Genomic DNA, 24,540 nt, shown 5'->3' on the forward strand with positions numbered 1-24,540 from the left:
TCCTGAGCGTCTACGGGGCGGTCGTGATCCGTACCTCGGGCGAGGAGTTCCCCGCCGAATTCCCCGGCCCGGCCGGTCCTCCGGAGCCCCCGGCCCCCTTGGCGCTCGTGTCCTCGCGCCAGCCGTCCCGGGAATCCGCCGCCGTCCACACCCGGTCACCGAAGGACACCCGCTCGATCCGCAGCTCGCTCGCGTGCGCCACCGCCCACGACGCCAGCTGCCAGCCGCGCCGCTCCCGGCCTCCCTCGGCCGGCTCGCCCGGGCCGGGCGCCTTGTCCGGCACGGGCACCGTCAGCGTCCGCGCCGCGGCACCCCCGGCCGCGCCCGCGCCGCCGCTCCCGGCCGCGAGCGTGTCCGCCGCCGGGACCGCCGTCTCGCCGAACTCCCGGCGCAGCTTGGCCCGCACCGCCGAGATGTCGCCTCTCTTGCCGTCGCTCGGGCTGGTCGTGCACGTGAACGCCGCGGCCTGCCGGCCCGTCAGTGCGGACGACAGCAGCGACGCGTCCGGCTCGTGCTTGGCGTACGCCTGCGGGAAGCCGCTGCGCTGCACCTTCTGCGCGGCGACCGTCAGCGGCAGCCGCGAATAGCCCGGCACCTGCACCAGGTGGTCGTAGAACTTCCCCGCCGCGTACACCGGGTCGGTGATCTGCTGCGTGCTGCCCCAGCCCTGCGTCGGCCGCTGCTGGAACAGCCCCAGCGAATCCCGGTCGCCGTGGTGGATGTTGCGCAGCCCCGACTCCTGCATGGCCGTGGCCAGGGCGATCGTCACCGCCCGCTCCGGCAGTCCGCGCCCGGCCCCCACGGCCGAGATCGTCGCCGCGTTCACCGCCTGCTCGGGCGAGAGGGTGTACGACGCGCCGTCCGCGCGCACCGTGCAGCGCGGCGCCCCCGGGCCGCCCGTCACCAGCTGGGCGATCCCGTAACCGATCAGCGCGAGCAGCACCGCACAGGCGGCCACGATGCGCAACATACGGCCACGTCGGGTGACGAAGATCCGGGACATGCGGCCCACGTTACTGGAGAGTGCCGACGGCGCCCGGGTCCCGCCCTCCGGCCCGGCCCCGCCCGCACCGGCCGGGCTAGAGTCGCCGCATGGATGACGCCGCACTCGACCTGTCCCTCGACGCCGCCGCCCTGACCGCACAGCTCGTCGACTTCCCGTCGGTCAGCGGGAGCGAGAAGCCGCTGGCCGACGCCATCGAGAACGCCCTGCGCGCGCTGCCGCACCTGACGGTGGACCGGCACGGCAACAACGTCGTGGCCCGCACGCACCTGGGCCGCCCCGAGCGCGTCGTGCTCGCCGGCCACATCGACACCGTCCCCATCGCCGGCAACGTCCCCTCCCGGCTGGACGAGGACGGCTTCCTGTGGGGCTGCGGCACCAGCGACATGAAGTCCGGCGTCGCCGTCCAGCTGCGGATCGCGGCCACCGTGCCCGACCCCAACCGCGACCTGACCCTCGTCTTCTACGACAACGAGGAGGTCGCCGCCCACCTCAACGGCCTCGGCCACATCGCCGACGCCCACCCGGAGTGGCTCACCGCCGACTTCGCCGTCCTCCTGGAGCCCTCCGACGCCCAGGTCGAGGGCGGCTGCCAGGGCACCCTCCGGGTGCACCTGCACACCACCGGCGAGCGCGCCCACTCCGCGCGCAGTTGGATGGGCAGCAACGCCATCCACGCGGCCGCGCCCATCCTGGCCCGGCTCGCGGCGTACGAGCCGCGCCGCCACGTCATCGACGGCCTGGAGTACCGGGAGGGCCTCAACGCCGTCCGCGTCGAGGGCGGCGTCGCCGGCAACGTCATCCCCGACGCCTGCACCGTCACGGTCAACTTCCGCTACGCGCCCGACCGCAGCCCCGCGCAGGCCCTGGAGCACGTGCGCGAGGTCTTCGCGGACTGCGGCGTCGCCGAGATCGTCGTGGACGACGAGTCGCCCGGCGCGCTGCCCGGGCTCTCCCACCCCGCCGCGGCCGCGTTCATCGAGGCCGTCGGGGGCACGCCCAAGCCCAAGTTCGGCTGGACCGACGTCTCCCGCTTCAGCGCGCTCGGGGTGCCGGCCGTCAACTACGGCCCCGGCGACCCGACCCTCGCCCACAAGCGGGACGAGCGCGTCCGGGCCTCGCTGATCAACGACTGCGAGGAGCGGCTGCGGGCCTGGCTGGCCGGCTGACCCCGCCGCCGGTCTTCCGGCGGTCTGCCGTCGTCCTTCCATCGATCTTCCGTCGATCTTCCGGTGACCCGCCGGGAGGCCGAGCGCGTGGGCCTACGCTGAACAGCAACGATCGGCAGCGGAGGGAGCACGGCATGGCACATCCCGAAGGATCGCGCGCACAGCGGGAGCAGCGCCGGGGGCCGGTGGTACGCCGGTACGGCCAGATGCAGGCGGGCACCACGGACCAGCACCTGCTGGACACCAGGGGGGCCGCGGACTGGGTCCACGAGGACCCCTTCCGGGTGATGCGCATCCAGTCCGAGTTCGTCGAGGGCTTCGGGGCCCTGGCCGAACTGCCACCCGCCATCAGCGTCTTCGGCTCCGCCCGCACGCCGCGGAACTCGCCGGAGTACGAGGCCGGCATCGCGATCGGGCGCGGGCTCGTCGAGTCGGGCTTCGCGGTCATCACGGGCGGCGGGCCCGGCGCGATGGAGGCCGCCAACAAGGGCGCGACGGAGGCCGGCGGCGTCTCCGTCGGCCTCGGCATCGAACTGCCCTTCGAGCAGGGGCTCAACCCGTACGTCAACCTGGGCGTCGACTTCCGCTACTTCTTCGTGCGCAAGACGATGTTCGTGAAGTACGCGAGCGGATTCGTGGTCCTGCCGGGCGGACTCGGCACGCTGGACGAGCTGTTCGAGGCCCTCACCCTCGTCCAGACCAAGAAGGTCACGCGCTTCCCGATCGTGCTCTTCGGCTCCGCCTACTGGAGCGGCCTGGTCGACTGGTTCCGCGACACCATCGTCGCCGAGGGCAAGGCCGGCCCGCACGACCTGCACCTCTTCCACGTCACGGACGACGTGGAAGAGGCGGTGCGGCTGGTCACGAAGGAAGCGGGGATGTAAGGGGGTCAGGCCCCCGGGGACGTGAGGTCCTCGTTTACGCGAGCCCTCGCCGGGCCACCGCCGGGGGGCGGTGGCCCGCGATGGACGCCACCATGTCCAGGACCTGCTTCGTCTCCGCGACCTCGTGCACGCGGTAGACCTGCGCGCCCAGCCACGCCGAGACGGCCGTCGTCGCGAGCGTGCCCAGCACGCGCTCCTTCACCGGCTTGTCCAGCGTCTCGCCGACGAAGTCCTTGTTCGACAGCGAGACCAGCACCGGCCAGCCCGTCTCCGCCATCTCGCCGAGCCGCCGGGTCGCCTCCAGCGAGTGCCGGGTGTTCTTCCCGAAGTCGTGCCCCGGGTCGATCATGATGCCGTCGCGCCGGACGCCCAGCGCCACCGCGCGCTCCGCGAGCCCCAGCGTGACCCGCAGGACGTCCGCCATCACGTCCTCGTACTCCACCCGGTGCGGGCGCGTGCGCGGCTCCGCGCCGCCCGCGTGCGTGCACACCAGGCCCGCGCCGTAACGGGCCGCGACCTCCGCCAGCTCGGGGTCCACCCCGCCCCACGCGTCGTTGAGCAGGTCGGCGCCCGCCTCGCACACCGCCTCGCCCACGTCGTGCCGCCAGGTGTCGACGCTGATCACCACGTCCGGGTGGCGCCGGCGGACCTCGGCGACGAAGCCGACCGTGCGCCGCGCCTCCTCCTCGGCGGTCACCTCCTCGCCCGGCCCCGCCTTCACCCCGCCGATGTCGACGATGGCGGCGCCCTCGGCGACGGCCTGCTCCACCCTGGCCAGCGCGGGCTCGTCGCCGAACGTCGCACCCTGGTCGTAGAAGGAGTCCGGCGTCCGGTTGACGATCGCCATGATCACCGGCTCGTGCGCATCGAACTCGCGTCGTCCCAGCCGCAGCATGTCCCTACTCCCTCTCGGTGGTCCGCCAGCGACCTTAACTGTCAGTGCGGCATGGCACGATCGGGGTGGACGGAATCGCAGTCCGTGTTCCAGGGGAGATGGTCGTGTTCTGGTTCCTGCTCATCGCGCTGGTCGTGGTGGTCGCCGCGGTCGCGCTGTTCGTCGCCGGTGGCGGGAGCGGCGCGGCGCTGCCCGAGGCCGCCGCCGACCGGACCGTCTGGCCGCTCCCCGCCGACCGCCCCATGGCCCGCGCCGACGTCGACACCCTGCGCCTTCCGGTCTCCTTGCGCGGCTATCGCATGGCCGAGACGGACGAGGCGCTGGACCGCCTCGGCGCCGAGCTCGCCGAGCGCGACGCCCGCATCGCCGAGCTGGAGGCGGCGCTGGCCGGGGCGCAGGCCGCGGCCATGGGCGGCGGCGCGCAGGCCGCGGGCAGGACCGGCGGCGGCGCCGGCGACGACGAGGGGGAGACGAAGGCATGAGCGGCGGCCTGATCACCGGCCCGGACGGCCTCCAACGCTGCCCGTGGGGCCTGGAGGCGGAGTCCATGGCGGACTACCGCGTCTACCACGACACCGAGTGGGGCCGCCCCGTGCACGGCGACGACGCCCTCTACGAGCGGATGTGCCTGGAGGCCTTCCAGTCAGGACTGTCCTGGCTGACGATCCTGCGCCGCCGCGAGGGATTCCGGGCCGCTTTCGCCGGCTTCTCCATCGCCGAGGTGGCGGCCTTCACCGACGCGGACGCCGAGCGGCTGCTGGGCGACACCGGCATCATCCGCAACCGCGCGAAGATCACGGCCGCGATCGCCAACGCACGGGTGGCGGCGGAGTGGGCGCCCGGCGAGCTGGACGCCCTCATCTGGTCCTACGCCCCGGAGCCGGCCGCGGCCGCGCCGCGCTCGGCCGCGGACGTCCCGGCGACCACACCGGAGTCGACGGCCCTGGCCAAGGACCTCAAGAAGCGTGGCTTCCGCTTCATCGGGCCGACGACGGCGTACGCGCTGATGCAGGCGTGCGGGCTGGTGAACGACCACTTGAAGGGGTGCCACGCCCGCTGAACCCCGGTGCCGGGGGGCGCCGGGCCGGGGCCCGGTCCTCCCGTACGGGTCAGCGCCCCACGAACCTCGGCTTTTCCTTCTTCAGGAACGCGTCCACCGCGATGGCGTGATCCTCCGACGCCCCCGCACGGGACTGGAGCTCGTCCTCCTTGGCGAGGGCGTCGGCCAGCGGCCGCCCCGCTCCGTAGGCGAGGGACTCCTTGATCGCGGCGTAGGCCGCGGTCGGCCCGTCCGCAAGCCGCCGCGCGACGGCCTCCGCCTCGGCCGCCAGCTCCGCCGCCGGGACGACCCGGTTGGCGATGCCCAGCTCGTACGCCTCCTGAGCTGGCACGCTGCGCGGGAAGAGCAGCAGGTCAGAGGCGCGGCTGTGGCCGACGAGGCGCGGCAGCGTCCAGGAGACGCCCGAGTCCGCGGTCAGGGCGACGCCCGCGAAGGAGGTGTTGAAGGAAGCGCTGTCGGCGACGACGCGGTAGTCGGCGGCGAAGGCGAAGCCCGCTCCCGCGCCGGCGGCGACTCCGTTGACGCCCGCGACCACCGGCTTCGGCATGCCGGCGATGGCCGTGACGATGGGGTTGTAGTGCTCCTTGACCGTCGTCATCGTCCGCTGCGTGCCGTGCTCCCGGTCGGCGGCGAGCGATTCGACGTGTTCTTTGAGGTCCTGCCCGACGCAGAAGGCGCGCCCGGTGCCGGTCAGCAGCACCGCCCGTACGGCCGGGTCCGCGCCCGCACGCTCCAGGGAATCGCGCAGAGCCGCCTTCGTCCCGGTGTTCAGCGTGTTCATCGCATCGGGACGGTTCAGCGTGATCGTCGCGAGTCCGTCCGTCACCTCGTAGAGCACGGAGTCGGCCATGGTGCGTTCCCTCCCTCGTCGCAAGCCCTGCGGGCGGCGTTCAGGGCTCAGCATGCCGGAGATCACCGGCAGCCGATATGTGACCTGCGTCAAAGAATCCGGCCATGGATTCATGGCCGGGGCGGCGCAGTATCGCAGTCCGATCGCCGAATTGAGGGGTTTTGTGCGATCGCGTTGCCGAAGGGATACGGACCGATGTTGTTCATTGGGTCACGCGATGCGAGATAATGGCCTGGAAGCAATGTGTTCGATGCCGGTGACGCGGGCCTGTCGTGGGGCCGTCGGCTGACGATGAGCTGGTTTCAGGAAGGGGAACGAGCATGGCGGCCATGAAGCCGCGGACGGGCGATGGCCCGCTCGAGGTGACCAAGGAGGGGCGGGGCATCGTCATGCGGGTTCCGCTCGAAGGCGGCGGTCGGCTCGTCGTCGAGCTGACCCCGGATGAGGCCGAGGCCCTCGGAGACGCCCTGAAGAAGGTTGTCGGCTGACACACGCCGAACCACCGTTCTTACGCTGCCCCGGCAGCCGGTTCGTACCGGCTGCCGGGGCAGTGGTGCATCCGGGCCGGGGCCGTCGGCGGGGCGTAGGCCCGGGCCGGCGGCCGCCCGTACGGCGCGCCCGCGCGGCCTCAGCCGCGCCGCGCCGCGCACAGCAGGCCGTCGCCCACCGGCAGCAGCGACGGCACCAGCACCCGGGACTCCCGCACGGCCCGCAGCAGCTCGCGCAGCCGCTGCACCTCGGCGGGCTGGGCCGCGGAGTCCACCGTGCGGCCGTCGGCGAAGACGCCCTCGAAGCAGACGAGGCCGCCCGGCCGCAGCAGGCGCAACGATTCGGCTAGGTAGTCCAGGCACTCCAGCCGGTCGCCGTCGCAGAACACCAGGTCGTATCCGCCGTCGGCCAGGCGCGGCAGCACCTCCAGGGCGCGGCCGGGGATGAAGCGCGCGCGGTTGCCCGCGAAGCCCGCGGCGCGGAACGCCTGCCGGGCGAACTGCTGGCACTCGGGGTCCGCGTCCACCGTGGTCAGCACGCCGTCGGGCCGCATGCCGTGCAGGAGGTGGATGCCGGAGACGCCGGTGCCCGTGCCGATCTCGGCCACCGCCTTGGCGTCCACGGCCGCGGCGAGCAGGCGCAGCGCCGCGCCGGTGCCGGACGACACCGAGCGCAGGCCTGCCTCCACGGCCCGGTCCCGGGCCCAGCGCAGCGCCTCGTCCTCGGCGACGAACGCATCGGCGAACGCCCAGCTCGTCTGCCGGTTGCCGGTAATGGCCCTCTCCTGTCCCCGTAGTCGACGCAACCGTGACTGTATCCGCTGACCACGGGAACCCGCAGATGGGACCGGGCGTTGAGGGGAAGGGAGGGCAAACGGAGGGGATGCCGGGAAGGGCGGGGGGATCAAGGCCAAATGCAGGTCAAAATTCCTTATCCGGAGCTAACGGGCAGGATGGATATGGTAGGGGCTCTACTGGACACCACCAGAGCCGACAGGGGAGGTGCGGCTGCGGCCGACGACCGTCGGGGAGTGCTGAAGCGCTTTCGCAGGTCCGCCGGCGAGCCGAAATCCGTGACCAAGACCGCTGACCGTTCGCGCACCAAAGACTCCGCACAGACCGCGACCTTCGCCACCGATGCGGATTCGCAGGCGTGGACGCCTCCCACCTGGGAGGAGATCGTCAGCACGCACAGTGCCCGCGTCTACCGCCTGGCCTACCGCCTCACCGGCAACCAGCACGACGCCGAGGACCTCACGCAGGAGGTCTTCGTCCGGGTCTTCCGGTCGCTGTCCACGTACACCCCCGGCACGTTCGAGGGGTGGCTGCACCGCATCACCACCAATCTCTTCCTGGACATGGTCCGGCGACGCCAGCGCATCCGCTTCGACGCGCTCGGCGAGGACGCCGCGGAGCGGCTCCCCAGCCGCGAGCCCTCCCCCCAGCAGCACTTCAACGACACGCACTTCGACGCGGACGTCCAGCAGGCGCTGGACACGCTCGCCCCGGAGTTCCGCGCCGCCGTCGTCCTGTGCGACATCGAAGGACTCTCGTACGAGGAGATCGCCGCGACGCTCGGCGTGAAGCTCGGCACGGTCCGCAGCCGCATCCACCGCGGCCGCTCCCACCTGCGCAAGGCGCTTCAGCACCGCTCGCCCGCCGCCCGGGCCGAGCAGCGCGCCGTGGCGGGTGTGGCCGCCGGCGTTCCGCTGAGTGGGGAGGTCGGGATCGCGTGACCGGTTCAGGCGGTCAGTCCCCCGCCGAGCACCATCTCGGCGACCGCCTCGCGGCCCTGGTCGACGGGGAGTTGGGACACGACTCTCGGGAGCGAGTGCTCGCGCACCTCGCCACCTGCTGGAACTGCAAAGCCGAAGCCGACGCTCAGCGCCGGCTCAAAAGTGTGTTCGCCCAGGCGGCGCCCCCGCCGCTCTCCGAGGGCTTCCTGGCCAAGCTCCAGGGCCTGGCCGGGGGCGATCCCCACGCCCCCCTCGGAGCCGACCGCGACGGCCCGGAGGGCCGCGAGGGTGCCGGAGGGCCGGGAAAAGCCGGCCCGGCCGCCAGGGCTGAGGCCCTGGCACCCCTCGGGCTGCTCCCCGGCGGCGTCCGGCCCGGCGCCCGGCCCCGCGAGGGCGGCTTCCGGATCCATGAGATGCCCGAGCCGCCGCGCGGCGGCATACGGGGGCGGCGGATCGCCTTCGCCGCGGCCGGGGCCGTCTCGCTCGCCGCGTTCGCCCTCGGCGGCGCGTCGCCCCTGGCCTCGGTCACCGGCCCGCAGAGCCCGCGCGCCGAGAACCCCCGCACGGCGACCACCCCGCTCTCGGCCCCGTCCGGCGGTGCCCGCGAGGAGCGCCGGCGCCTGACCCGCACGTCCTCGCAGGGCGGCCAGACAGGACCCGGCTCGTCCGGCGCCGTGCCGGTGCGGGAGGTCTCCCTGCTGCGGCCCTCCGCCGCGCCGCCGCTGCCCCCGCTGATACGGGCGGGCCACTCGGCGCCGGCTCAGCCCGCGGCGGACGCCGCCCGGCGCTGATCCCCGCGCGGGCCCCCTGCGCACGCCCGCGCAGACCTGGTTGAATTCCAGTGGGCCGCGCATCCTCCGGCGATGCCGTGCGCCCTCCGGCGAACGGTGGGGAGAAGATGGACGAGGGGAAGCCGCGGGCCGCCGCGCCCGGGCCGAAGTGGTGGAGCCGCCCGCGTTCCGCTGCCGCGGGCCGGCACGAGGACCCGCAGTTCCTGGACCCGGCCCCGGCGACCCCGCCGGAGCCGGAGACAAGCCTCCTGCCCGCGTACGGCCAGGAGCCCGCCCCGGGCGCGACCGCCGAGTCCGCGCACTCGGCGGAGGCCGTCACGAGCCCCCTGCCCGCGTACGGTCAGGAGGGCGGCGCCTCCCGTGCGCCCGGCCCCGGGCCGGGCGCGGCCCCCGTCGACGCCACGCGCCCGCTGCCCGCGTACGAGTCGCAGGCCCCGGCGCCCGGCCCGTCCGCCCAGGGCATCCCGCGCCACGCCCCCGATCCCTACGGCACGCCCCCCTACGGGCAGCCCGGGCCGTGGGCGCCCGCGCCGCCCGTGCAGCGGCCGGTCACGCCGCCGCAGGGCACCGTGCTGCCGCCCGTACCGCCCGTGGGCATGACGCCGCCGCACGGCACGCCCGCACCTCCCGTCACGCCCCCGCATGGCACCCCTGTTCCTCCCGCGGGCATGGCGCCCGGACACGGCACTCCCATGCCCTCCGCGGGCATGGCGCCCGCATCGGGCGCCCCCGTGCCCCCGCCGCCCTACCCGCCCGTCGGCGGGCCCTGGCGGTACGACCCGTGGGGCGCCGCCCCGGCGGGCCCGGCCGGCCCGCGCCGCCGCGGGCGGCTCGTCGCCGGAGCCCTGCTCGTGGCGCTCGTCGCCGGCGGCATCGGCGGCGGAGTCGGCGCGTTCCTGGAGCGGGACGGCACCATCGGGCGCCACGTGGAGCTGCCCCAGGCCGGCGCCGACCGCTCGGCCCGCGCGCCGGGCAGCATCGCGGGCATCGCCGCCCGCACCCTGCCGGGCGTGGTGACGATCCACGTCCGCGGCGGCAGCGACCAGGGCACCGGCACCGGCTTCGTCCTCGACAAGGACGGCCGGATCCTCACCAACAACCACGTCGTGGAGCCCGCCGGCTCCGCCGGCGACATATCGGTGACGTTCAGCAGCGGCCAGACCGCGAAGGCGGCCGTCGTCGGCCGGGACAGCAGCTACGACCTCGCGGTGATCAAGGTGTCGGGCGTGTCCGGGCTGACCCCGCTCGCTCTCGGCAACTCCGACTCCGTGCGCGTCGGGGACTCGGTGATCGCGATCGGCGCCCCGTACGACCTCGCGGGCACGGTCACCACGGGCATCATCAGCGCCAAGGAGCGCCCGATCACGGCGGGCGGCCGGAAGGGCGACGGCAGCGACGTCAGCTACGTCGACGCCTTGCAGACCGACGCCCCCATCAACCCGGGCAACTCGGGCGGCCCGCTGGTGGACTCGGAGGCCCGGGTCATCGGCATCAACAGCGCCATCCGCTCCGCGGGCGACAGCGGCGACCTCGGCGGCGGCCAGGGCGGCAGCATCGGCCTGGGCTTCGCCATACCGATCAACCAGGCCAAGCGGGTCGCCGAAGAGCTCATCAACACCGGCAAGGCCACGCACCCGGTCATCGGCGTCACCCTGGACATGGGGTATTCGGGCGACGGGGCACGGGTGAACACGAAGAACGGCGACAACCCGGCGGTCACCCCCGGCGGCCCCGGCGACAAGGCGGGCCTCCGCCCGCACGACGTGATCAAGAAGGTCGACGGCGTGGCCGTGCACAGCGGCCAGGAGCTCATCGTCAAGATCCGCAGCCACCGGCCCGGCGACCACCTCACCCTGACCGTGGAGCGGGACGGCACGGACCGGTCGGTCGACCTGACCCTCGGCTCCGCGAGCGCCCGCTGAGCCTCCCCGGGCCCCGCCCCGACGTCGCCTTTGGCCTGATGTTGGCCCGGGCGTATCCCTCAGGCCGCGCCGGGCCAGGTACCGTGATAGGTGGCCTGGACCGTCGGCCATTGACGCATCAAGGAGCTTCAACGTGCTCGACATAGGACCCCTCGAGCTGGTCGCGCTCGTGGTGCTCGCTGTGCTCATCTTCGGACCGGACAAGCTGCCGAAGATGATCCAGGACGTGTCGCGCACGCTGCGCAAGATCCGGCAGTTCTCCGAGAGCGCCAAGGAGGACATCCGCTCCGAGCTGGGCCCCGAGTTCAAGGACTTCGAGTTCGAGGACCTCAACCCGAAGACCTTCGTCCGCAAGCACGTGCTGGACAAGGACGAGCTCGGCCTGAAGGAGATCCGCAACGGCTTCGACCTCAAGGCGGAGATGACCGACGTCGCCGACGCCGTGCACGGCCGTACGGGCGACGCCGCGGCGCCCGGCTCCGCCCCGTCCTCTCCGGACGGCGGCTCGCCCGCCCGGCCGGACCTGCTCAAGAAGCCCCGGAAGCCCGAGCCGGGGGAGCGCCCTCCGTTCGACTCCGACGCCACCTGAGTACCGCGCATCCCCTGCGCCATTGACGGGGGTGGCTATCCTCCCTTTGTTTGGGGTGAAGTCGTCCTAGGGGGGCGGGCTCGCCCAGGACACCGGGCAACGAGGAGGCGCCGCGCAGATGGAGACGACGAGTCGGGTTGGGGCTCAAGGGGCCGGCACGGCCGACGCGTCCGCCGTGGACGCCGCGGCCAAGGACGCGGAGGGCGGGCTCGGCACCCGGCGGGCGGTCGACGGCTATCTGCTGGCCTCGTTCCCCTGGTACGGCCTGGACGAGGCCTACACCGGGCCGCGCTGGCTGATGCAGGTCGGCGCCGCCGCCGACGGGACCGTGGAGCACGGTGCGACGGGCCACGGCGAGGAGCCCACGCTGCGCATCGAGCGGGCCGATCCGCACGCCGCCAAGCAGCGCTTCACGGTCGTCGTGACCGTGGCCAGCCGCCCCGGCCGGCGCAGCGCCGACGGCACGGGCGTCCTGGAGGCCACCTCGGTCTCCTCGGCGGCCTGGCTGGCCGGCTCGGGGCTGCTGTCGTGCACGTGGCCGGCGCAGATGGAGCGCGCCCTGCGGCAGGACTGGCTCGACCAGCAGACGGCCCTCGCGTGGGAGCTTGCGGACCACCTGGACGACTCCGCGTGGTCGACGCTGTCGCTGCCCGTGGACGGCGTGCCGACGGACTTCCGCTACCGCGAGTCGGAGTACGGCTGGGTGCTCGCCGGCTCGGCGGAGGGGGTCCACATCGGGGCGTACGGCCGGGGCATGAGCGCGTACGGCATGGGCTTCTCGGTGATCAAGGACATCACGGCGTATAAGGGCTGACGGCCGCCTCCGTGGCTGCTCCCGCGGGCGACCAGGTCACCCGCCGGGTCACCCGCCGGGCCCACCCGGGCTGCGCGCGCCGCCGTGCCGGGCTTGAATTCCCGGCAGGGGGCAGCACTCCGAGAGGTGAGGTGCCATGTCGGGCAAGTTCGAGATGTACGAGGACAAGGGTGGCAAGTACCGCTACCGGCTGAAGGCCGGCAACGGCGAGATCATCGCCGTCGGCGAGTCGTACAACAGCAAGGCGGCCTGTGAGAAGGGCATCGAGTCCGTGAAGCAGAACGCGGCCTCGGCGCCCGTGAAGGACCTGGGCCACCAGGCATAGCCGCAGTGCCGTCGGCGGGCCCTTGCCCGGGCCCGCCGGCGCACCGGGTCAGAACTTGTTGCGCGGCGTGATGCCGAGCGACATCCCGGACAGGCCGCGCTGGCGGCCGCCGAGCTTGCCCGCGATCGCGCGCAGCGCCGCGCCCGCGGGGGACTCCGGGTCCGTCAGGACCACCGGCTTGCCCTCGTCGCCGCCCTCGCGCAGGCGGACGTCGATGGGGATCGAGCCCAGCACCGGCACGTTCGTGCCCGTCGTGCGGGTGAGGCCCTCGGCGACCATCTGACCGCCACCCGTGCCGAAGACGTCGACCATCTCGTCGCAGTGCGGGCACGGCAGCCCGGACATGTTCTCCACGACGCCGACGATCTTCTGGTGGGTCTGCACGGCGATCGAGCCGGCGCGCTCGGCGACCTCGGCGGCCGCCTGCTGCGGCGTCGTCACGACGAGGATCTCGGCGTTCGGCACGAGCTGCGCGACGGAGATCGCGATGTCGCCGGTGCCCGGCGGCAGGTCGAGCAGGAGGACGTCCAGGTCGCCCCAGTAGACGTCCGCGAGGAACTGCTGGAGCGCGCGGTGCAGCATCGGGCCGCGCCACACCACCGGGGCGTTGCCCGGGGTGAACATGCCGATCGAGATGACCTTCACGCCGTTCGCCGACGGCGGCATGATCATGTTCTCGACCTGGGTCGGCTTGCCGTCCGCGCCGAGCATGCGCGGGACGGAGTGGCCGTAGATGTCCGCGTCGACGACGCCGACCTTCAGGCCGTCGGCCGCCATGGCCGCCGCCAGGTTGACCGTCACGGAGGACTTGCCGACGCCGCCCTTGCCGGACGCCACCGCGTACACCCGGGTCAGCGAGCCGGGCTTGGCGAAGGGCACCTCGCGCTCGGCGGTGCCGCCGCGCAGGGAGGCCGCGAGCTCGCGGCGCTGCTCGTCGCTCATGACGTCGAGCCCGACGGTCACGCCCGTGACGCCCTCGACGCGCGCGACGGCGTCCGTCACGCGGCTGATGATCGTCTCCCGCATGGGGCAGCCGGAGACCGTCAGGTAGATCTCTACGGCAACCGAACCGTCCGCCGCGATCTCCACCGATTTGACCATCCCCAGCTCGGTGACGGGTCGCTGGATCTCGGGGTCGTTCACCGTCGCGAGCGCGGCGCGGACCGCGTCCTCGCTCGGAGACGTTCCGTTCGTGTCGGTAGCCATACGGAGATGGTACGGCGCGTGAGGGGGCCTCCGGAAAGGGCCGTCAGCGGTCGCGTTCCTCACTCTCCGCGGGGAATACGCGACGCTGTTCCAGTTCCTTCACGAGGTCCTGGAACTCCGAGCGGATCCAGTCCCGCGTCGCCACTTCGCCCAGCCCCATCCGCAGCGAGGCGATCTCCCGGGTCAGGTACTCCGTGTCCGCGATCGACCGCTCGTTCTGCTTGCGGTCCTGCTCCAGGTTGACCCGGTCGCGGTCGTCCTGGCGGTTCTGCGCGAGGAGGATCAGCGGCGCCGCGTAGGAGGCCTGGAGGGACAGCATCAGGGTCAGGAAGATGAAGGGGTAGTTGTCGAACCGCAGGTGCCCGGGGACCGTGGTGTTCCACACGACCCACAGGATGATGACGACCGTCATCCAGACGATGAACCGCCCCGTCCCCAGGAACCGGGCGATCCGCTCCGACGTCCGCCCGAACGCCTCCGGGTCGTACTCCGGCAGCCAGGCGCGCCGCCGGACCCGCGGCAGGTCCAGGCGCACGCGCGGCCGCGGGTGGGGGTGCGGGTGGACGGCCTCCGCCTGCGCCCGCACGCGCTCGGCGCGGTCGGGCCGGTGCCCGGGCCGGTCGGCCTCGCGCCCGCGGTCGTTACCGGCCATCGGCGGCCTCCGGCAGCTCGGTCATGCCCGGTGCGCCGTGGTGCAGCTCGGTCTCGCGCCAGTCGTCGGGCAGCAGGTGGTCCAGGACGTCGTCGACGGTGACCGCGCCCAGCAGGGAGCCGCTCTCGTCGACCACCGGCGCGGCGACCATGTTGTACGTCGCCAGGTAGCTCGTGACGGCCGGCAGCGGGGTGCCCGGCGGGAGGGGCCGCAGGTCGGTGTCCACGATCGAGCCGACGAGGGTGAAGGGCGGGTCGCGCAGCAGCCGCTGGAAGTGGACCGTCCCCAAGTACTTGCCGGTGGGGGTCTCGTCCGGCGGCCGGCACACGTACACCTGTGCGGCCAGGGCGGGGGAGAGGTCGCGGTTGCGCACCCGCGCGAGGGCGTCGGCGACCGTCGCGTCCGGGCGCAGCACGATCGGCTCGGTGGTCATCAGGCCGCCCGCGGTGCGCTCCTCGTACGCCAGGAGCCGGCGCACGTCCGCGGCCTCGCCCGGCTGCATGAGGGCCAGCAGCCGCTCCTTCTCCTCCTCCGGGAGCTCGGAGAGCAGGTCGGCCGCGTCGTCCGGGTCCATGGCCTCCAGGACGTCCGCGGCGCGCTCCTCCTTGAGCTTGCCGAGGATCTCGATCTGGTCGTCCTCCGGGAGCTCCTCCAGGACGTCCGCGAGCCGGTCGTCGTCGAGCGCCGCCGCGACCTCGCCGCGGCGCTTGGGGGAGAGGTGGTGCAGCACGCTCGCGAGGTCGGCGGGGCGCAGCCGCTCGAAGGTGGCCAGGAGGCTCGCCGCGCCCTGCCCGTGCTCCTCCAGGGAGAAGCCCGTGACCGCCGACCACTCCACCGTGAGGGTCTCTCCCTTGCGGCGCAGCGCCCCGCCCTTGCCGCGGCGCACGAAGACCTTGTCGAGCTCCCAGTCGCGGCGGGCCGGCAGCTGGGTGATCGCCACGTCCAGGACGGTCACCTCCTCGCCCCCGTCGACCAGACGTACGCGCCGGTCCAGGAGCTCGCCCAGCACCAGCGTCTCGGTGGTGCGCTGCTCGAAGCGGCGCATGTTGACCACCCCTGTGGTGATCACCTGGCCGGACTCCACGCCCGTCACCCGGGTCATGGGCAGGAAGATCCGGCGGCGGCTGACGACCTCCACGACGAGGCCGAGGACGCGGGGCGGGCGGCCGCCGACGCGGAGCATCGCGACGAGGTCCTGGACGCGGCCGACCTGGTCGCCGTTGGGGTCGAAGACCGCCACGCCCGAGAGGTGCGACACGAAGACCCGGTGGGCGCCTGCCGCCATGCCGCGCACCTCCTCCGTGGTCCGGTGTCCGGTTCAGGCTAACGTGACCGGGTTCTCCCCGGCGCGGGAGAGGGGGCCGTCCGGACTGCTGCCTTCCGCCTGTGCCGGGCACGGGTACGCTGCCCCCTACTTCCCCCCGCTGAACAGGAGGCAGGAGCGACGTGCGTACCCGGAAGGCCGCTCTCGTGGGAGCGCTGTGCGTCGGCCTGTCCGTGGCCCTGACCGCTTGCGGCGGCGCGGCGGAGGACCCCGACGCCGGGACCAACGGGGTCGGCAAGCTCGATCCGGCGAAGATCCAGGACAAGGCGCGGACGGCGGCGCGGGACGCCTCGGCCGTCCACCTCTCCGGCAGCGTCGTCAGCCAGGGGCGTACGTACAAGCTCGACATGCGGCTGAAGCGGGACGGGGGGACCGGGCGGGTCGCCTCCGACGCCAGCACGTTCGAGCTGCTGCGGGTCGGCGACGAGCTCTTCCTGAAGGCGCCGGCGGCGTTCTGGTCGCGGGGCGACAAGGGGGACGGGGCCGCGGCCGCGGGCAAGCTGGAGAAGAAGTACGTCAAGGTGCCGGCCGGGGACCCGGCCTACGCGCAGTTCAAGGGCTTCACCGACAAGAACGTCCTGCTGGACGGCCTCATCGCCCTGCACGGCAAGCTGGCGCGCGGCGACCACGGCACGGTGGGGGGCGCCCGGACCATCCGGGTCGACGGCGCGGGGGGCTCGGGCGGGAAGCTCGACGTCTCGCTGATGGGCGACCCGTACCCCCTGCGCGTCCAGCGCGCGGGCGGCGCGGGGCAGCTGGAACTGTCCGACTGGGGCAAGGACTTCGCCCTGACGGCCCCACCGAAGCAGGATGTCGTGGACTACGGCAAACGCATCCCGTCCACGGGCGAGGGCGCGCCGTTGCCGGGTCCGGCGAAGTAGTCCCTCACGGGCGGGGGCGGGTCCGGCACCGCCGGTCAGGCGCGTTTCGGCTGAGCGCCGTTGCGGCGGGGGTTGGTGCCGCAGCACCCATCGCGTCCTGGCCGCGCCAGCTGATTTCCGCCGCGACGACGAGCAAGCGTCGACGACGTGCCCGGCGGTGCCGAGCCATGCGCAAGCCGGGTCCGGCACCGCCGGAAAGGCTCGCTCCGGCTGGGCGCCGTTGTGGCGGGAGGGAGGCGTGGCTAGCGCTTGCCCCGGGTGCTCCTTCGGAGGAGTTTCGGCAGGGCCGCCGGCATCGGGTGGCGGGTCGTGGCCGGGGTCGGGAGGGGGACCGCGGTCAGGGACGTGCCGGGGAGCGGCGCCGTCGTCCCGGACGGCTCCAGGCGAAGGACGCGGCAGTCCTTCGCCCACCGCTCGGTGACCCGCTCCGCGTCGGCCGCGTTCAGCCGCTTCGCCTTCAGCTCGCCGACCGCCGCCTCCCACGCCTCGCTCCCCGCCGGCAGCTCGGTGACCCGCGCGTCCCAGGACACCAGGCGCCCGCCCTTGTCCTTGCTGCGGACGGTCACCGTCGCCTCGCCGCCGTCGGCGAGCCCGAGCCCGTCCAGCGGCTGCTCGCCGGGCCCGCCCACCACATGGGCGGCACCCTCGTGCCACACGTGCCACAGCGCACGGCTCGGACCCACCGGTCCCCGCACCCAGATGAGGCCGGACTTCTTCGTGGCCTCCTCGATGAGCGCCTGGTCGAGCAGCGCCTGCGTCTGTGTCATGCCGCCTACCTTATGCGGCGGCCCGTGGGACGCGCGGTGGCCCGTACGAGCAGGAGACCTACCCTGGACGCGTGACCAGTGCCCGTACGCGCCGTGAAGCCCTGCCCAAGGCGGGCGGGGCGATTTCCCAGCCCCGCGCCGACCTCCACCCCCACCCCACCGTCCGTACGGACCTCTTCCTGCTCGCGATCGCCATCTCCGGCATCTCGCTCTCGGCCCCCCTGATCGCGGCGACCGCCGCGCCCGCCCTGGCCATCGCCTTCTGGCGCAACGCCATGGCCGTGGGCGCCCTCTCGCCCTTCGCCCTCACCCGGCACCGCGCCGAGCTCTTCTCCCTGGGCCGCCGGAACCTGCTCCTGGCCGTGGCCGCCGGCGCGCTGCTGGCCGTGCACTTCGGGGTGTGGCTGCCGAGCCTCCAGATGACGTCGGTCGCCTCCTCGACCGCCCTGGTCACCACGACCCCGATCTGGACGACGCTCCTGATGCGGCTGCGCGGCCACCGCCCGCCCGCGCTGGTGTGGGCGGGCACCGCCCTCGCCTTCCTGGGCGTGGTGATCCTGACCGGCGTCGACCTGTCCCTGTCCTCGCGCGCCCTCGCCGGGGACGCGCTCGCCCTCTTCGGCGGCATGACCGCCGCCGGCTACGTGCTGCTGGGCGCGGAGGTGCGCCGTACGGTCGGCACGGTCACGTACAGCTACGTCTGCTACGGGACGACGACCGTCCTGCTGCTCGCCGCGTGCCTGGTCTCCGGCGCGTCCCTCGGGGGCTACGACGGCGGCACCTGGCTGAAGCTGGCGGTCCTGACGGTCACCGCGCAGCTGCTCGGCCACTCGCTGATCAACCGCGTGGTCAAGGGCCTCGGCCCGTCCATCACCTCCACGGCGATCCTGCTGGAGACGCCGGGCGCGGCCCTGATCGCGGCGCTGTGGCTGGGGCAGACCCCGCCGGCCGCGTCCTACCCGGCGCTGGCGGTGATCATGGCCGGCCTGGGCCTCGTCATCATGGCCGACCGCGCGGCGAAGAAGGGCTGAAGAGGGTTAGAGCCAGCCGTTGCGCTTGAAGCCGCGGTGGATGGTCACACAGATGGCGACCGTCACGACCATGACCGCCGGATAGCCGTACTTCCAGTGCAGCTCCGGCATGTGGTCGAAGTTCATGCCGTAGATCCCGGCGATCATCGTCGGCACGGCGAAGATTGCCGCCCATGACGTGATCTTGCGCATGTCCTCGTTCTGGGCGACGGACGCCTGGGCGAGGTTGGCCTGGAGGATCGAGTTCAGCAGGTCGTCGAAGGACAGGACCTGCTCGTGGACGCGGGCGAGGTGGTCGGCCACGTCCCGGAAGTACTTCTGGATGTCCGGGTCGACCAGCCGCATCGGCCGCTCGCTGAGCTGCTGCATCGGCCGCAGCAGCGGGGCGACGGCCCGCTTGAACTCCAGCACCTCGCGCTTGAGCTGGTAGATCCGGCCCGCGTCGCCGCCGCGCGAGGCGCCCTTGCCGGCGGGCGAGAAGACGTCGATCTCCACCTCGTCGATGTCGTCCTGCACGGCGTCGGCGACGGCGATGTAGCCGTCCACGACCTGGTCGGCGATCGCGTGCAGCACCGCGGACGGGCCCTTGGCCAGCAGCTCCGGGTCGTCCTGGAGGCGGTGGCGCAGTGCGCGCAGCGAGCCCTGGCCGCCGTGCCGGACGGTGATGATGAAGTCCGGCCCGGTGAAGCACATCACCTCGCCGGTCTCGACGACCTCGCTGGTCGCGGTGAGCTCGGCGTGCTCGACGTAGTGGATGGTCTTGAAGACGGTGAACAGCGTGTCGTCGTAGCGCTCCAGCTTGGGCCGCTGGTGGGCGTGGACGGCGTCCTCGACGGCGAGCGGGTGCAGCCCGAACTCCGCGGCGATGCCGGAGAACTCACGCTCCGTCGGCTCGTGCAGCCCTATCCAGGCGAAGCCGCCGCCGGCCCGCACCCGGCGCATCGCCTCGGCGGGGCTGACGTGGTCGCTCATGCGCTTGCCGCCGCGGTAGACGGCGCAGTCGACGACCGCGCTGCTGACCGAGGGGTCCCGGGTGGTGTCGTAGTTGTACGGGACGGCATCCCGGCGCAGGGCGGGACGGACGGCGGCGCGCAGGTCGCGGATCATCGACATGGCAGGGCTCCTTCACGGGCCGGCCGCCAGCCCGGGTGCGGAGTGCGCGCGCAACGCTGTCCGGAACGTGGACGTGCATCCATGACCGGGAACACGTCCGCACATCGGACGGCGCTTCGAGCAGTGCGGGAGGCTGACGGCAGTTCGCGGAGAACTTCGCAGAGAAGCGGTGACTTCGAAGCAGAGAACTTCGCAGAGAACACGGAACAAAGCGGGACGAAGGCGCTCTTCCGTCGGGCACTGCGGGCGCGAAAGAACTTCCGGGAAAACGTCGGCGGCACTGCCGGGTCGGAAGATCTCAGATCACAGGGTGTGCGTCCGGAGCGAAGGGACGGGAGAACTGCCGGTACTGCACGGTCGACTAGGATCCACCGCAGCCCCACCTCCTCCGGCCGGTCCCCGCTGAGGGACGAACGTAACTCCCTGACCAGAGGTCAAGGCTAGCAGCCACTTGACCCGTCAATACCCTCCTTTGCCCGTTCGATACGCGTTCTATGCTCACTGCATGTCAGACGTTCTCGCACTGGTCGAGGCCCGGCTCCGGACAGCCCTGGGCGAACCGGACGCGCGCGCAGCGGTGACCTTCCTCGGCACGGACCGGATCGAGGTCCTCCGGTTCCATGACGGGGACGTCGTCCGCTACGCCACGCTCGGCATGTCGGCCCAGCCCATGGCCGACCCCACGGCGGTCGTGGCCGACCCCCTGCGCGGCCCCCGCGCCGAGCTGGTCCTCTCCGTCCGCGCCGGCCTCGCCGACACGGACAAGGTGCTGCGCCCGCTCGCCGTCCTCGCCGCCTCCCCCCAGGTGGAGGGCCTCGTCGTCGCGCCCGGCGCCTCGCTCGACACCGGCGAACCGCTGTGGCCCGGGGCCCCCTTCACCTCCGTCCTCGTCGCCGAGTCCGGGGGCCTGGTCGAGGACCTGGAGCTGGACGCCCCCATGGACCCCGTCCGCTTCCTCCCCCTGCTGCCCATGACCCCCAATGAGGCGGCCTGGAAGCGCGTGCAGGGAGCGGAGGCGCTGCAAGAGCGGTGGCTGAAGAACGGCACCGACCTGCGTGACCCGAAGCGCTCCGGGGTACCCCTGGGGTGACCCTCCGGGCCCGCGCCGTCCGGACGGGTGATCGTCCTTGACGCGGCGGCGGCCTGGGAGGACCGTTGGAGGCTATGAGGGGCGAACCCAGTTGCCCGAAGTGCGGTGGCCGGGTGCGAGCGCCCGGTCTCTTCGCCGACTCGTGGCAGTGCGACGTCCACGGCACGGTGTACCCCTTGCAGCCCGTCGTCCCGCCGAGCGTGGATGCGCTGGCCGTCGTCGTCAACCGCTCCCACGTGCCCGTGTGGATGCCCTGGCCGCTGCCCGTCGGCTGGCTGTTCACGGGCGTGGTCTGCGCCGGGGACGACCGCAGCGGCGGGCGGGCCACCGCCGTCGCCTGCTCCGGCCCGAGCCCCCTGGGCGGCCCCGGCGAGCTGCTCCTGGTGGCCGAGGAGCTCGGCGTCGGCCTCGGCGCGCGCTACGCCGGCATCGACGGCCCCGACCCCGGCCCCTCCCTCCGCGTCGACCGCTCCCCGCACGCCAAGGTGCACGCGGCCGGCCGCCCCACGCCCCTGTGGCACGTCGAGGGCGCGCCCGAGGACCGGGCCGTCTTCGCGGGCGAGGCGCGGGGCCTGTGGCTGTGGGCCGTGGTCTGGCCGGAGCGGTCGGGCCTCCTGATGTACGACGAGCTGGTGCTCACGGACCTGCGGGACGCGGGCGCGGAGGTGGACCTCCTCCCGTGCGGGGCGCTCTCGCCGCGCCTCCTGCCCCCGCCGGGCCGCTAGCCCCGGCCGGGCGGGCCCGGGGAAGCGCTGACCGGGGCCGGGGCGGGCCCCGGTTATCCTGAAGCGGTCCCTTGTCTTTACCGTTGCCGTGAGGAGCCGTGTCGTGCGCATTGACCTGCACACCCACTCCACGGCCTCCGACGGCACGGACACCCCCGCCGAGCTGGTCCGCAACGCGGCCGCGGCCGGGCTGGACGTCGTGGCGCTCACCGACCACGACGGCGTCGGCGGCCACGCCGAGGCCATTGCGGCGCTGCCCGCCGGGCTGACCCTGGTCACGGGCGCGGAGCTGTCCTGCCGGCTCCCCGGCCCCGACGGCTTCAGCGTCCACATGCTGGCGTACCTCTTCGACCCGCTGGAGCCGGACCTGGCCCGCGAGCGGGACCTCGTCCGCGACGACCGCGTCCCCCGCGCCCGCGCCATGGTCACCAAGCTCAACGAGCTCGGCGTGCCCGTCTCGTGGGAGCGCGTCGCGCAGATCGCCGGCGACGGCGCCGTCGGCCGGCCGCACGTGGCCAGCGCCATGGTCGAGCTCGGCGTCGTGGGCAGCGTCTCCGACGCTTTCACCTCCGAGTGGCTCTCGGGCGACGGCCGCGCCTTCGTCGAGAAGCACGAGCTGGATCCGTTCGACGCGATCCGCCTGGTCAAGGCGGCCGGCGGCGTCACCGTCCTCGCGCACCCGTTCGCGTTCAAGCGCGGCAACTGCGTCTCGGAGAGCGCGATAGCCGAGCTGGCCTCGGCCGGGCTCGACGGCATCGAGGTCGACCACATGGACCACGACGCCCCCACCCGGGCCCGGCTGCGCGGCCTCGCCGCCGACCTCTCCCTGCTGACCACCGGTTCCAGCGACTACCACGGCAGCCGCAAGACCTGTTCGCTCGGCGAGTTCACGACCGACCCGGAAATCTACGGCGAGATCACGCGCCGGGCCACGGGCGCGTTCCCCGTCCCCGGCGCCGGCGGCTGACCGCACCCCTCTTCCCGGTTCCGGTCGCGCCCGCATATCCCCGTCCTCACCACCCCCGGTGATGCCGTGCGCGGGTGACCGCACCCGTACGCCCCCCGCCCGCGCCGCCGTACGCCCGTACGCGCCGACGGGCGTTCCGCACCTGCTCGCACCACCCACTCCTGCAAGGCTCATCTGTGTTCGACTTCGCCGTCTTCGGATCCCTCTTCCTCACCCTCTTCGTGATCATGGACCCGCCCGGGATCACGCCGATCTTCCTCGCCCTCACCTCCGGCCGCCCGGCCAAGGTCCAGCGCCGCATGGCCTGGCAGGCCGCCGCGGTCGCCTTCGGCGTGATCACCGTCTTCGGCATCTGCGGCCAGCAGATCCTGGACTACCTGCACATCACCACGCCGGCGCTGATGATCGCGGGCGGTCTGCTCCTGCTGCTGATCGCGCTGGACCTGCTCACGGGCAAGTCGGAGGAGCCGACGCAGACCAAGGACGTCAACGTGGCGCTCGTGCCGCTCGGCATGCCGCTGCTCGCGGGGCCGGGAGCGATCGTCTCGGTGATCCTCGCCGTGCAGCACGCGGATTCGGCCGGCGCGCAGATCTCGGTGTGGGCGGCGATCGCCGCGATGCACGTCGTGCTGTGGCTCGTGATGCGCTACTCGCTGCTGATCATCCGGGTGATCAAGGACGGCGGCGTGGTGCTGGTGACGCGGCTCGCGGGCATGATGCTCTCCGCCCTGGCTGTCCAGCAGATCATCAACGGCATCACGCAGGTGATCGAGGCCAGGTGACCCGCCGCCGCGCCGGGCGCGCGGCCACGCATGCGACGACACCCCCGTACGGACTGTCCGTACGGGGGTGTCGCTGTTCGCGAAGGAGCGTCGGCGCTACTGTGCCGCGGAGGCGGCCGGGCGGATATAGATGCGCTGACCCGTCGAAGCGGCCTGCTGCACGATCCGGTTGACCGAGGCGGCGTCCACGACGGTGCTGTCCACGGCGGTGCCGTTGACGTCGTCCAGGCGCATGATTTCGAAGCGCACGGCTTCTCCCTTCGTCTGATCCTCCTGAGGAGAACTGCATGGCTGACGGAACACGCCGCGTCCGTGGGGCGCGTTCCGTAGGGGTACAACGAGGTTACCCCTGCAAACATTCCCTACGCTAAGGAAATTTTTAACATGACTAAGAATTGTTAAATCCGTGTAACCGAACGCGTTGTTGCCGTAACCGCCTGTGCGTAACGAACGAGACGACACCATGACGGATCCTTCCGAGTCCCCCGAGCAGTCCCCCGAGCAGTCCGCCGAGCAGCCCGCCCGGCACGAGCAGCCCCCCGAGCACCTGCGCGCGATCGCCGCCGCCGTCCAGCGCACCAACGACCTCCTCACGCGCGTGCTGGCCGAGGTCGCCACGACCCCGTCCACCCACGCGATCTTCGTCGACGCCGGCTACGTGTACGCGGCCGCCGGCCGGCTCGTCGCCGGCACCGAGGACCGCCGCTCCTTCGACCTCGACGCCGAAGGGCTGATCGAGGCCTTCATCGACAGGGCGCGCACGATCTTCCCCGACAGCCGGCTGCTGCGCGTCTACTGGTACGACGGCGCCCGCCGCCGCATCCACACCACCGAGCAGCAGCGCATCGCCGAGCTCCCCGACGTCAAGGTCCGCCTCGGCAACCTCAACGCCAACAACCAGCAGAAGGGCGTCGACTCCCTCATCCGCACCGACCTCGAATCGCTCGCCCGCCACCGGGCCATCAGCGACGCGGCCCTCATCGGCGGCGACGAGGACCTCGTCTCGGCCGTCGAGGCCGCCCAGGGCTACGGCGCCCGCGTCCACCTGTGGGGCATCGAGGCGGCCGGCGGGCGCAACCAGGCCGAGCCGCTGCTGTGGGAGGTCGACAGCCAGCGCACCTTCGACCTCGACTTCTGCAAGCCGTACGTCACCCGGCGCACCACCCACGAGGCGTACGCCGACGGGGCCTTCGCCGGACGGCCCGCGCCCGGCCGCGACGACGTGCGGTTCGTCGGCGCCCAGGTCGCGGCCCAGTGGCTGGCCTCGCGCGGCCGCGACAACGTCGCCGAGCTGCTGCCCGGGCACCCCATCCTGCCCGGCGCCGTCGACCAGGAGCTCCTCGTCGAGGCCGAGGCGCTGCTCGGCCTGTCCCTGCGCGGGCACGCCGACCTGCGCCGGGCCCTGCGCGACGGCTTCTGGGACCACTTGCACACTCAGTTCTGATCCGCACCCGTTCCGGCCGGGCTTCCCTCGGA

At 73.1% G+C, this 24,540-nt stretch carries 28 protein-coding genes; 18 read left to right on the forward strand and 10 right to left on the reverse strand.

The annotated features are described in order from the left end of the window. Positions 1-10: 10 nt before the first annotated feature. Complete coding sequence (locus D7231_RS04180) at positions 11-1,003, reverse strand: VldE C-terminal domain-containing protein (protein WP_120753980.1); 993 nt, start codon at positions 1,001-1,003, stop codon at positions 11-13. 89 nt (positions 1,004-1,092) lie between these two features. Between D7231_RS04180 and dapE the strand changes: the two genes are divergently transcribed. Beyond that, entirely contained in the window at positions 1,093-2,172 is a 1,080-nt protein-coding gene (dapE, locus tag D7231_RS04185) for a succinyl-diaminopimelate desuccinylase (RefSeq protein ID WP_120753563.1), read from the forward strand. 134 nt (positions 2,173-2,306) lie between these two features. Then, positions 2,307-3,056: an LOG family protein gene (locus tag D7231_RS04190; RefSeq protein WP_030366155.1), complete on the forward strand. Its 750-nt coding sequence runs from the start codon at positions 2,307-2,309 to the stop codon at positions 3,054-3,056. Positions 3,057-3,090: 34 nt separating this feature from the next. Here the strand turns inward: D7231_RS04190 and folP are convergent, their stop codons facing one another. Continuing rightward, positions 3,091-3,951 carry a dihydropteroate synthase gene (gene folP / locus D7231_RS04195; RefSeq protein ID WP_120753564.1) on the reverse strand — a complete coding sequence of 287 codons (861 nt, stop codon included), beginning with the start codon at positions 3,949-3,951 and terminating at the stop codon, positions 3,091-3,093. A gap of 98 nt (positions 3,952-4,049) precedes the next feature. Between folP and D7231_RS04200 the strand changes: the two genes are divergently transcribed. Together D7231_RS04200 and D7231_RS04205 are read left to right on the forward strand one after the other, a co-directional pair. After that, positions 4,050-4,433 carry a DivIVA domain-containing protein gene (locus tag D7231_RS04200; RefSeq protein WP_228775291.1) on the forward strand — a complete coding sequence of 128 codons (384 nt, stop codon included), beginning with the start codon at positions 4,050-4,052 and terminating at the stop codon, positions 4,431-4,433. After that, complete coding sequence (locus D7231_RS04205; protein WP_120753565.1) at positions 4,430-5,011, forward strand: DNA-3-methyladenine glycosylase I; 582 nt, start codon at positions 4,430-4,432, stop codon at positions 5,009-5,011. Before D7231_RS04200 ends, D7231_RS04205 begins: the two co-directional genes overlap by 4 nt. 49 nt (positions 5,012-5,060) lie before the next feature. Here D7231_RS04205 and chcB read toward each other — a convergent pair whose 3' ends face one another. Beyond that, positions 5,061-5,861 carry a 2-cyclohexenylcarbonyl CoA isomerase gene (gene chcB / locus D7231_RS04210; RefSeq protein ID WP_120753566.1) on the reverse strand — a complete coding sequence of 267 codons (801 nt, stop codon included), beginning with the start codon at positions 5,859-5,861 and terminating at the stop codon, positions 5,061-5,063. Positions 5,862-6,181: 320 nt separating this feature from the next. Between chcB and D7231_RS04215 the strand changes: the two genes are divergently transcribed. Continuing rightward, a complete protein-coding gene (locus D7231_RS04215) occupies positions 6,182-6,349 on the forward strand; it encodes a DUF3117 domain-containing protein (protein WP_009997451.1) in 168 nt (55 codons plus the stop codon). A gap of 140 nt (positions 6,350-6,489) precedes the next feature. Here D7231_RS04215 and D7231_RS04220 read toward each other — a convergent pair whose 3' ends face one another. Then, entirely contained in the window at positions 6,490-7,155 is a 666-nt protein-coding gene (locus tag D7231_RS04220) for an O-methyltransferase (RefSeq protein WP_120753567.1), read from the reverse strand. 153 nt (positions 7,156-7,308) lie between these two features. Here D7231_RS04220 and sigE point away from each other — a divergent pair, with 153 nt between their 5' ends. From sigE to D7231_RS04250, 6 genes are all read left to right on the forward strand, one after another. After that, the gene (gene sigE / locus D7231_RS04225) at positions 7,309-8,085 is read left to right on the forward strand and encodes an RNA polymerase sigma factor SigE (RefSeq protein WP_120753568.1); all 777 of its coding nucleotides are present in this window, start codon (positions 7,309-7,311) and stop codon (positions 8,083-8,085) included. Then, complete coding sequence (locus tag D7231_RS04230) at positions 8,082-8,876, forward strand: zf-HC2 domain-containing protein (protein WP_120753569.1); 795 nt, start codon at positions 8,082-8,084, stop codon at positions 8,874-8,876. The genes sigE and D7231_RS04230 overlap by 4 nt, the downstream gene beginning before the upstream one ends. A 107-nt stretch (positions 8,877-8,983) precedes the next feature. Further along, positions 8,984-10,798: a trypsin-like peptidase domain-containing protein gene (locus D7231_RS04235; RefSeq protein WP_120753570.1), complete on the forward strand. Its 1,815-nt coding sequence runs from the start codon at positions 8,984-8,986 to the stop codon at positions 10,796-10,798. 133 nt (positions 10,799-10,931) lie between these two features. After that, the gene (locus D7231_RS04240) at positions 10,932-11,387 is read left to right on the forward strand and encodes a sec-independent translocase (protein WP_120753571.1); all 456 of its coding nucleotides are present in this window, start codon (positions 10,932-10,934) and stop codon (positions 11,385-11,387) included. Between the two features lie 118 nt (positions 11,388-11,505). After that, positions 11,506-12,201 (forward strand): hypothetical protein, encoded by a 696-nt coding sequence (locus tag D7231_RS04245; RefSeq protein ID WP_120753572.1) that lies wholly within the window; start codon positions 11,506-11,508, stop codon positions 12,199-12,201. Between the two features lie 136 nt (positions 12,202-12,337). Then, entirely contained in the window at positions 12,338-12,526 is a 189-nt protein-coding gene (locus tag D7231_RS04250; protein ID WP_120753573.1) for a YegP family protein, read from the forward strand. Between the two features lie 48 nt (positions 12,527-12,574). Here D7231_RS04250 and D7231_RS04255 read toward each other — a convergent pair whose 3' ends face one another. Genes D7231_RS04255 through D7231_RS04265 form a run of 3 tightly spaced genes read right to left on the reverse strand, consistent with a single transcriptional unit; the run spans position 12,575 to position 15,669 of the window. Next, positions 12,575-13,732: an Mrp/NBP35 family ATP-binding protein gene (locus tag D7231_RS04255; RefSeq protein WP_120753574.1), complete on the reverse strand. Its 1,158-nt coding sequence runs from the start codon at positions 13,730-13,732 to the stop codon at positions 12,575-12,577. Between the two features lie 43 nt (positions 13,733-13,775). Further along, positions 13,776-14,384 (reverse strand): DUF1003 domain-containing protein, encoded by a 609-nt coding sequence (locus D7231_RS04260; RefSeq protein WP_241999561.1) that lies wholly within the window; start codon positions 14,382-14,384, stop codon positions 13,776-13,778. Continuing rightward, positions 14,374-15,669 (reverse strand): magnesium transporter MgtE N-terminal domain-containing protein, encoded by a 1,296-nt coding sequence (locus D7231_RS04265; RefSeq protein WP_120753575.1) that lies wholly within the window; start codon positions 15,667-15,669, stop codon positions 14,374-14,376. Before D7231_RS04265 ends, D7231_RS04260 begins: the two co-directional genes overlap by 11 nt. A gap of 161 nt (positions 15,670-15,830) precedes the next feature. Between D7231_RS04265 and D7231_RS04270 the strand changes: the two genes are divergently transcribed. Beyond that, positions 15,831-16,589: a hypothetical protein gene (locus tag D7231_RS04270; protein WP_120753576.1), complete on the forward strand. Its 759-nt coding sequence runs from the start codon at positions 15,831-15,833 to the stop codon at positions 16,587-16,589. Positions 16,590-16,831: 242 nt separating this feature from the next. Here D7231_RS04270 and D7231_RS04275 read toward each other — a convergent pair whose 3' ends face one another. Further along, entirely contained in the window at positions 16,832-17,356 is a 525-nt protein-coding gene (locus D7231_RS04275; protein WP_120753577.1) for a hypothetical protein, read from the reverse strand. A 122-nt stretch (positions 17,357-17,478) separates the two neighbouring features. Between D7231_RS04275 and D7231_RS04280 the strand changes: the two genes are divergently transcribed. Continuing rightward, a complete protein-coding gene (locus D7231_RS04280) occupies positions 17,479-18,387 on the forward strand; it encodes a DMT family transporter (protein WP_241999593.1) in 909 nt (302 codons plus the stop codon). A 6-nt stretch (positions 18,388-18,393) separates the two neighbouring features. Here the strand turns inward: D7231_RS04280 and D7231_RS04285 are convergent, their stop codons facing one another. Then, the gene (locus D7231_RS04285) at positions 18,394-19,500 is read right to left on the reverse strand and encodes a magnesium and cobalt transport protein CorA (protein WP_120753578.1); all 1,107 of its coding nucleotides are present in this window, start codon (positions 19,498-19,500) and stop codon (positions 18,394-18,396) included. Between the two features lie 505 nt (positions 19,501-20,005). Here D7231_RS04285 and D7231_RS04290 point away from each other — a divergent pair. From D7231_RS04290 to D7231_RS04305, 4 genes are all read left to right on the forward strand, one after another. Next, positions 20,006-20,590, forward strand: a complete 585-nt coding sequence (locus D7231_RS04290; RefSeq protein WP_120753579.1) for a suppressor of fused domain protein — start codon at positions 20,006-20,008, stop codon at positions 20,588-20,590. Positions 20,591-20,664: 74 nt separating this feature from the next. Next, complete coding sequence (locus tag D7231_RS04295; protein WP_120753580.1) at positions 20,665-21,315, forward strand: DUF6758 family protein; 651 nt, start codon at positions 20,665-20,667, stop codon at positions 21,313-21,315. Between the two features lie 103 nt (positions 21,316-21,418). Beyond that, a complete protein-coding gene (locus D7231_RS04300) occupies positions 21,419-22,282 on the forward strand; it encodes a PHP domain-containing protein (RefSeq protein ID WP_120753581.1) in 864 nt (287 codons plus the stop codon). Between the two features lie 176 nt (positions 22,283-22,458). Further along, the gene (locus D7231_RS04305) at positions 22,459-23,064 is read left to right on the forward strand and encodes a MarC family protein (protein WP_120753582.1); all 606 of its coding nucleotides are present in this window, start codon (positions 22,459-22,461) and stop codon (positions 23,062-23,064) included. A 96-nt stretch (positions 23,065-23,160) separates the two neighbouring features. On the opposite strand, the gene D7231_RS36925 is transcribed toward D7231_RS04305, so the two are convergent. Further along, the gene (locus D7231_RS36925; protein WP_169748814.1) at positions 23,161-23,313 is read right to left on the reverse strand and encodes a hypothetical protein; all 153 of its coding nucleotides are present in this window, start codon (positions 23,311-23,313) and stop codon (positions 23,161-23,163) included. A gap of 214 nt (positions 23,314-23,527) precedes the next feature. On the opposite strand from D7231_RS36925, the gene D7231_RS04310 reads away from it, so the two are divergent. Further along, positions 23,528-24,508, forward strand: a complete 981-nt coding sequence (locus D7231_RS04310; RefSeq protein WP_120753583.1) for an NYN domain-containing protein — start codon at positions 23,528-23,530, stop codon at positions 24,506-24,508. Positions 24,509-24,540: the final 32 nt, after the last annotated feature.

Origin of the sequence: Streptomyces klenkii (genome assembly GCF_003626645.1) — a bacterium.
Classification (GTDB): Bacteria; Actinomycetota; Actinomycetes; order Streptomycetales; family Streptomycetaceae; genus Streptomyces; species Streptomyces klenkii.

Bases quoted from the DNA above. Each gene is read 5' to 3' on its own strand.
- D7231_RS04245 (WP_120753572.1), top strand. From the start codon at position 11,506: ATGGAGACGACGAGTCGGGTTGGGGCTCAAGGGGCCGGCACGGCCGAC.
- D7231_RS04290 (WP_120753579.1), top strand. From the start codon at position 20,006: ATGTCAGACGTTCTCGCACTGGTCGAGGCCCGGCTCCGGACAGCCCTG.
- D7231_RS04205 (WP_120753565.1), top strand. From the start codon at position 4,430: ATGAGCGGCGGCCTGATCACCGGCCCGGACGGCCTCCAACGCTGCCCG.
- D7231_RS04200 (WP_228775291.1), top strand. From the start codon at position 4,050: ATGGTCGTGTTCTGGTTCCTGCTCATCGCGCTGGTCGTGGTGGTCGCC.
- D7231_RS04255 (WP_120753574.1), bottom strand. From the start codon at position 13,732: ATGGCTACCGACACGAACGGAACGTCTCCGAGCGAGGACGCGGTCCGC.
- folP (WP_120753564.1), bottom strand. From the start codon at position 3,951: ATGCTGCGGCTGGGACGACGCGAGTTCGATGCGCACGAGCCGGTGATC.
- D7231_RS04265 (WP_120753575.1), bottom strand. From the start codon at position 15,669: ATGGCGGCAGGCGCCCACCGGGTCTTCGTGTCGCACCTCTCGGGCGTG.
- D7231_RS04250 (WP_120753573.1), top strand. From the start codon at position 12,338: ATGTCGGGCAAGTTCGAGATGTACGAGGACAAGGGTGGCAAGTACCGC.
- D7231_RS04235 (WP_120753570.1), top strand. From the start codon at position 8,984: ATGGACGAGGGGAAGCCGCGGGCCGCCGCGCCCGGGCCGAAGTGGTGG.
- sigE (WP_120753568.1), top strand. From the start codon at position 7,309: ATGGTAGGGGCTCTACTGGACACCACCAGAGCCGACAGGGGAGGTGCG.
- D7231_RS04285 (WP_120753578.1), bottom strand. From the start codon at position 19,500: ATGTCGATGATCCGCGACCTGCGCGCCGCCGTCCGTCCCGCCCTGCGC.
- D7231_RS04310 (WP_120753583.1), top strand. From the start codon at position 23,528: ATGACGGATCCTTCCGAGTCCCCCGAGCAGTCCCCCGAGCAGTCCGCC.
- chcB (WP_120753566.1), bottom strand. From the start codon at position 5,861: ATGGCCGACTCCGTGCTCTACGAGGTGACGGACGGACTCGCGACGATC.
- D7231_RS04260 (WP_241999561.1), bottom strand. From the start codon at position 14,384: ATGGCCGGTAACGACCGCGGGCGCGAGGCCGACCGGCCCGGGCACCGG.
- dapE (WP_120753563.1), top strand. From the start codon at position 1,093: ATGGATGACGCCGCACTCGACCTGTCCCTCGACGCCGCCGCCCTGACC.
- D7231_RS04190 (WP_030366155.1), top strand. From the start codon at position 2,307: ATGGCACATCCCGAAGGATCGCGCGCACAGCGGGAGCAGCGCCGGGGG.
- D7231_RS04295 (WP_120753580.1), top strand. From the start codon at position 20,665: ATGAGGGGCGAACCCAGTTGCCCGAAGTGCGGTGGCCGGGTGCGAGCG.
- D7231_RS04215 (WP_009997451.1), top strand. From the start codon at position 6,182: ATGGCGGCCATGAAGCCGCGGACGGGCGATGGCCCGCTCGAGGTGACC.
- D7231_RS04180 (WP_120753980.1), bottom strand. From the start codon at position 1,003: ATGTCCCGGATCTTCGTCACCCGACGTGGCCGTATGTTGCGCATCGTG.
- D7231_RS04275 (WP_120753577.1), bottom strand. From the start codon at position 17,356: ATGACACAGACGCAGGCGCTGCTCGACCAGGCGCTCATCGAGGAGGCC.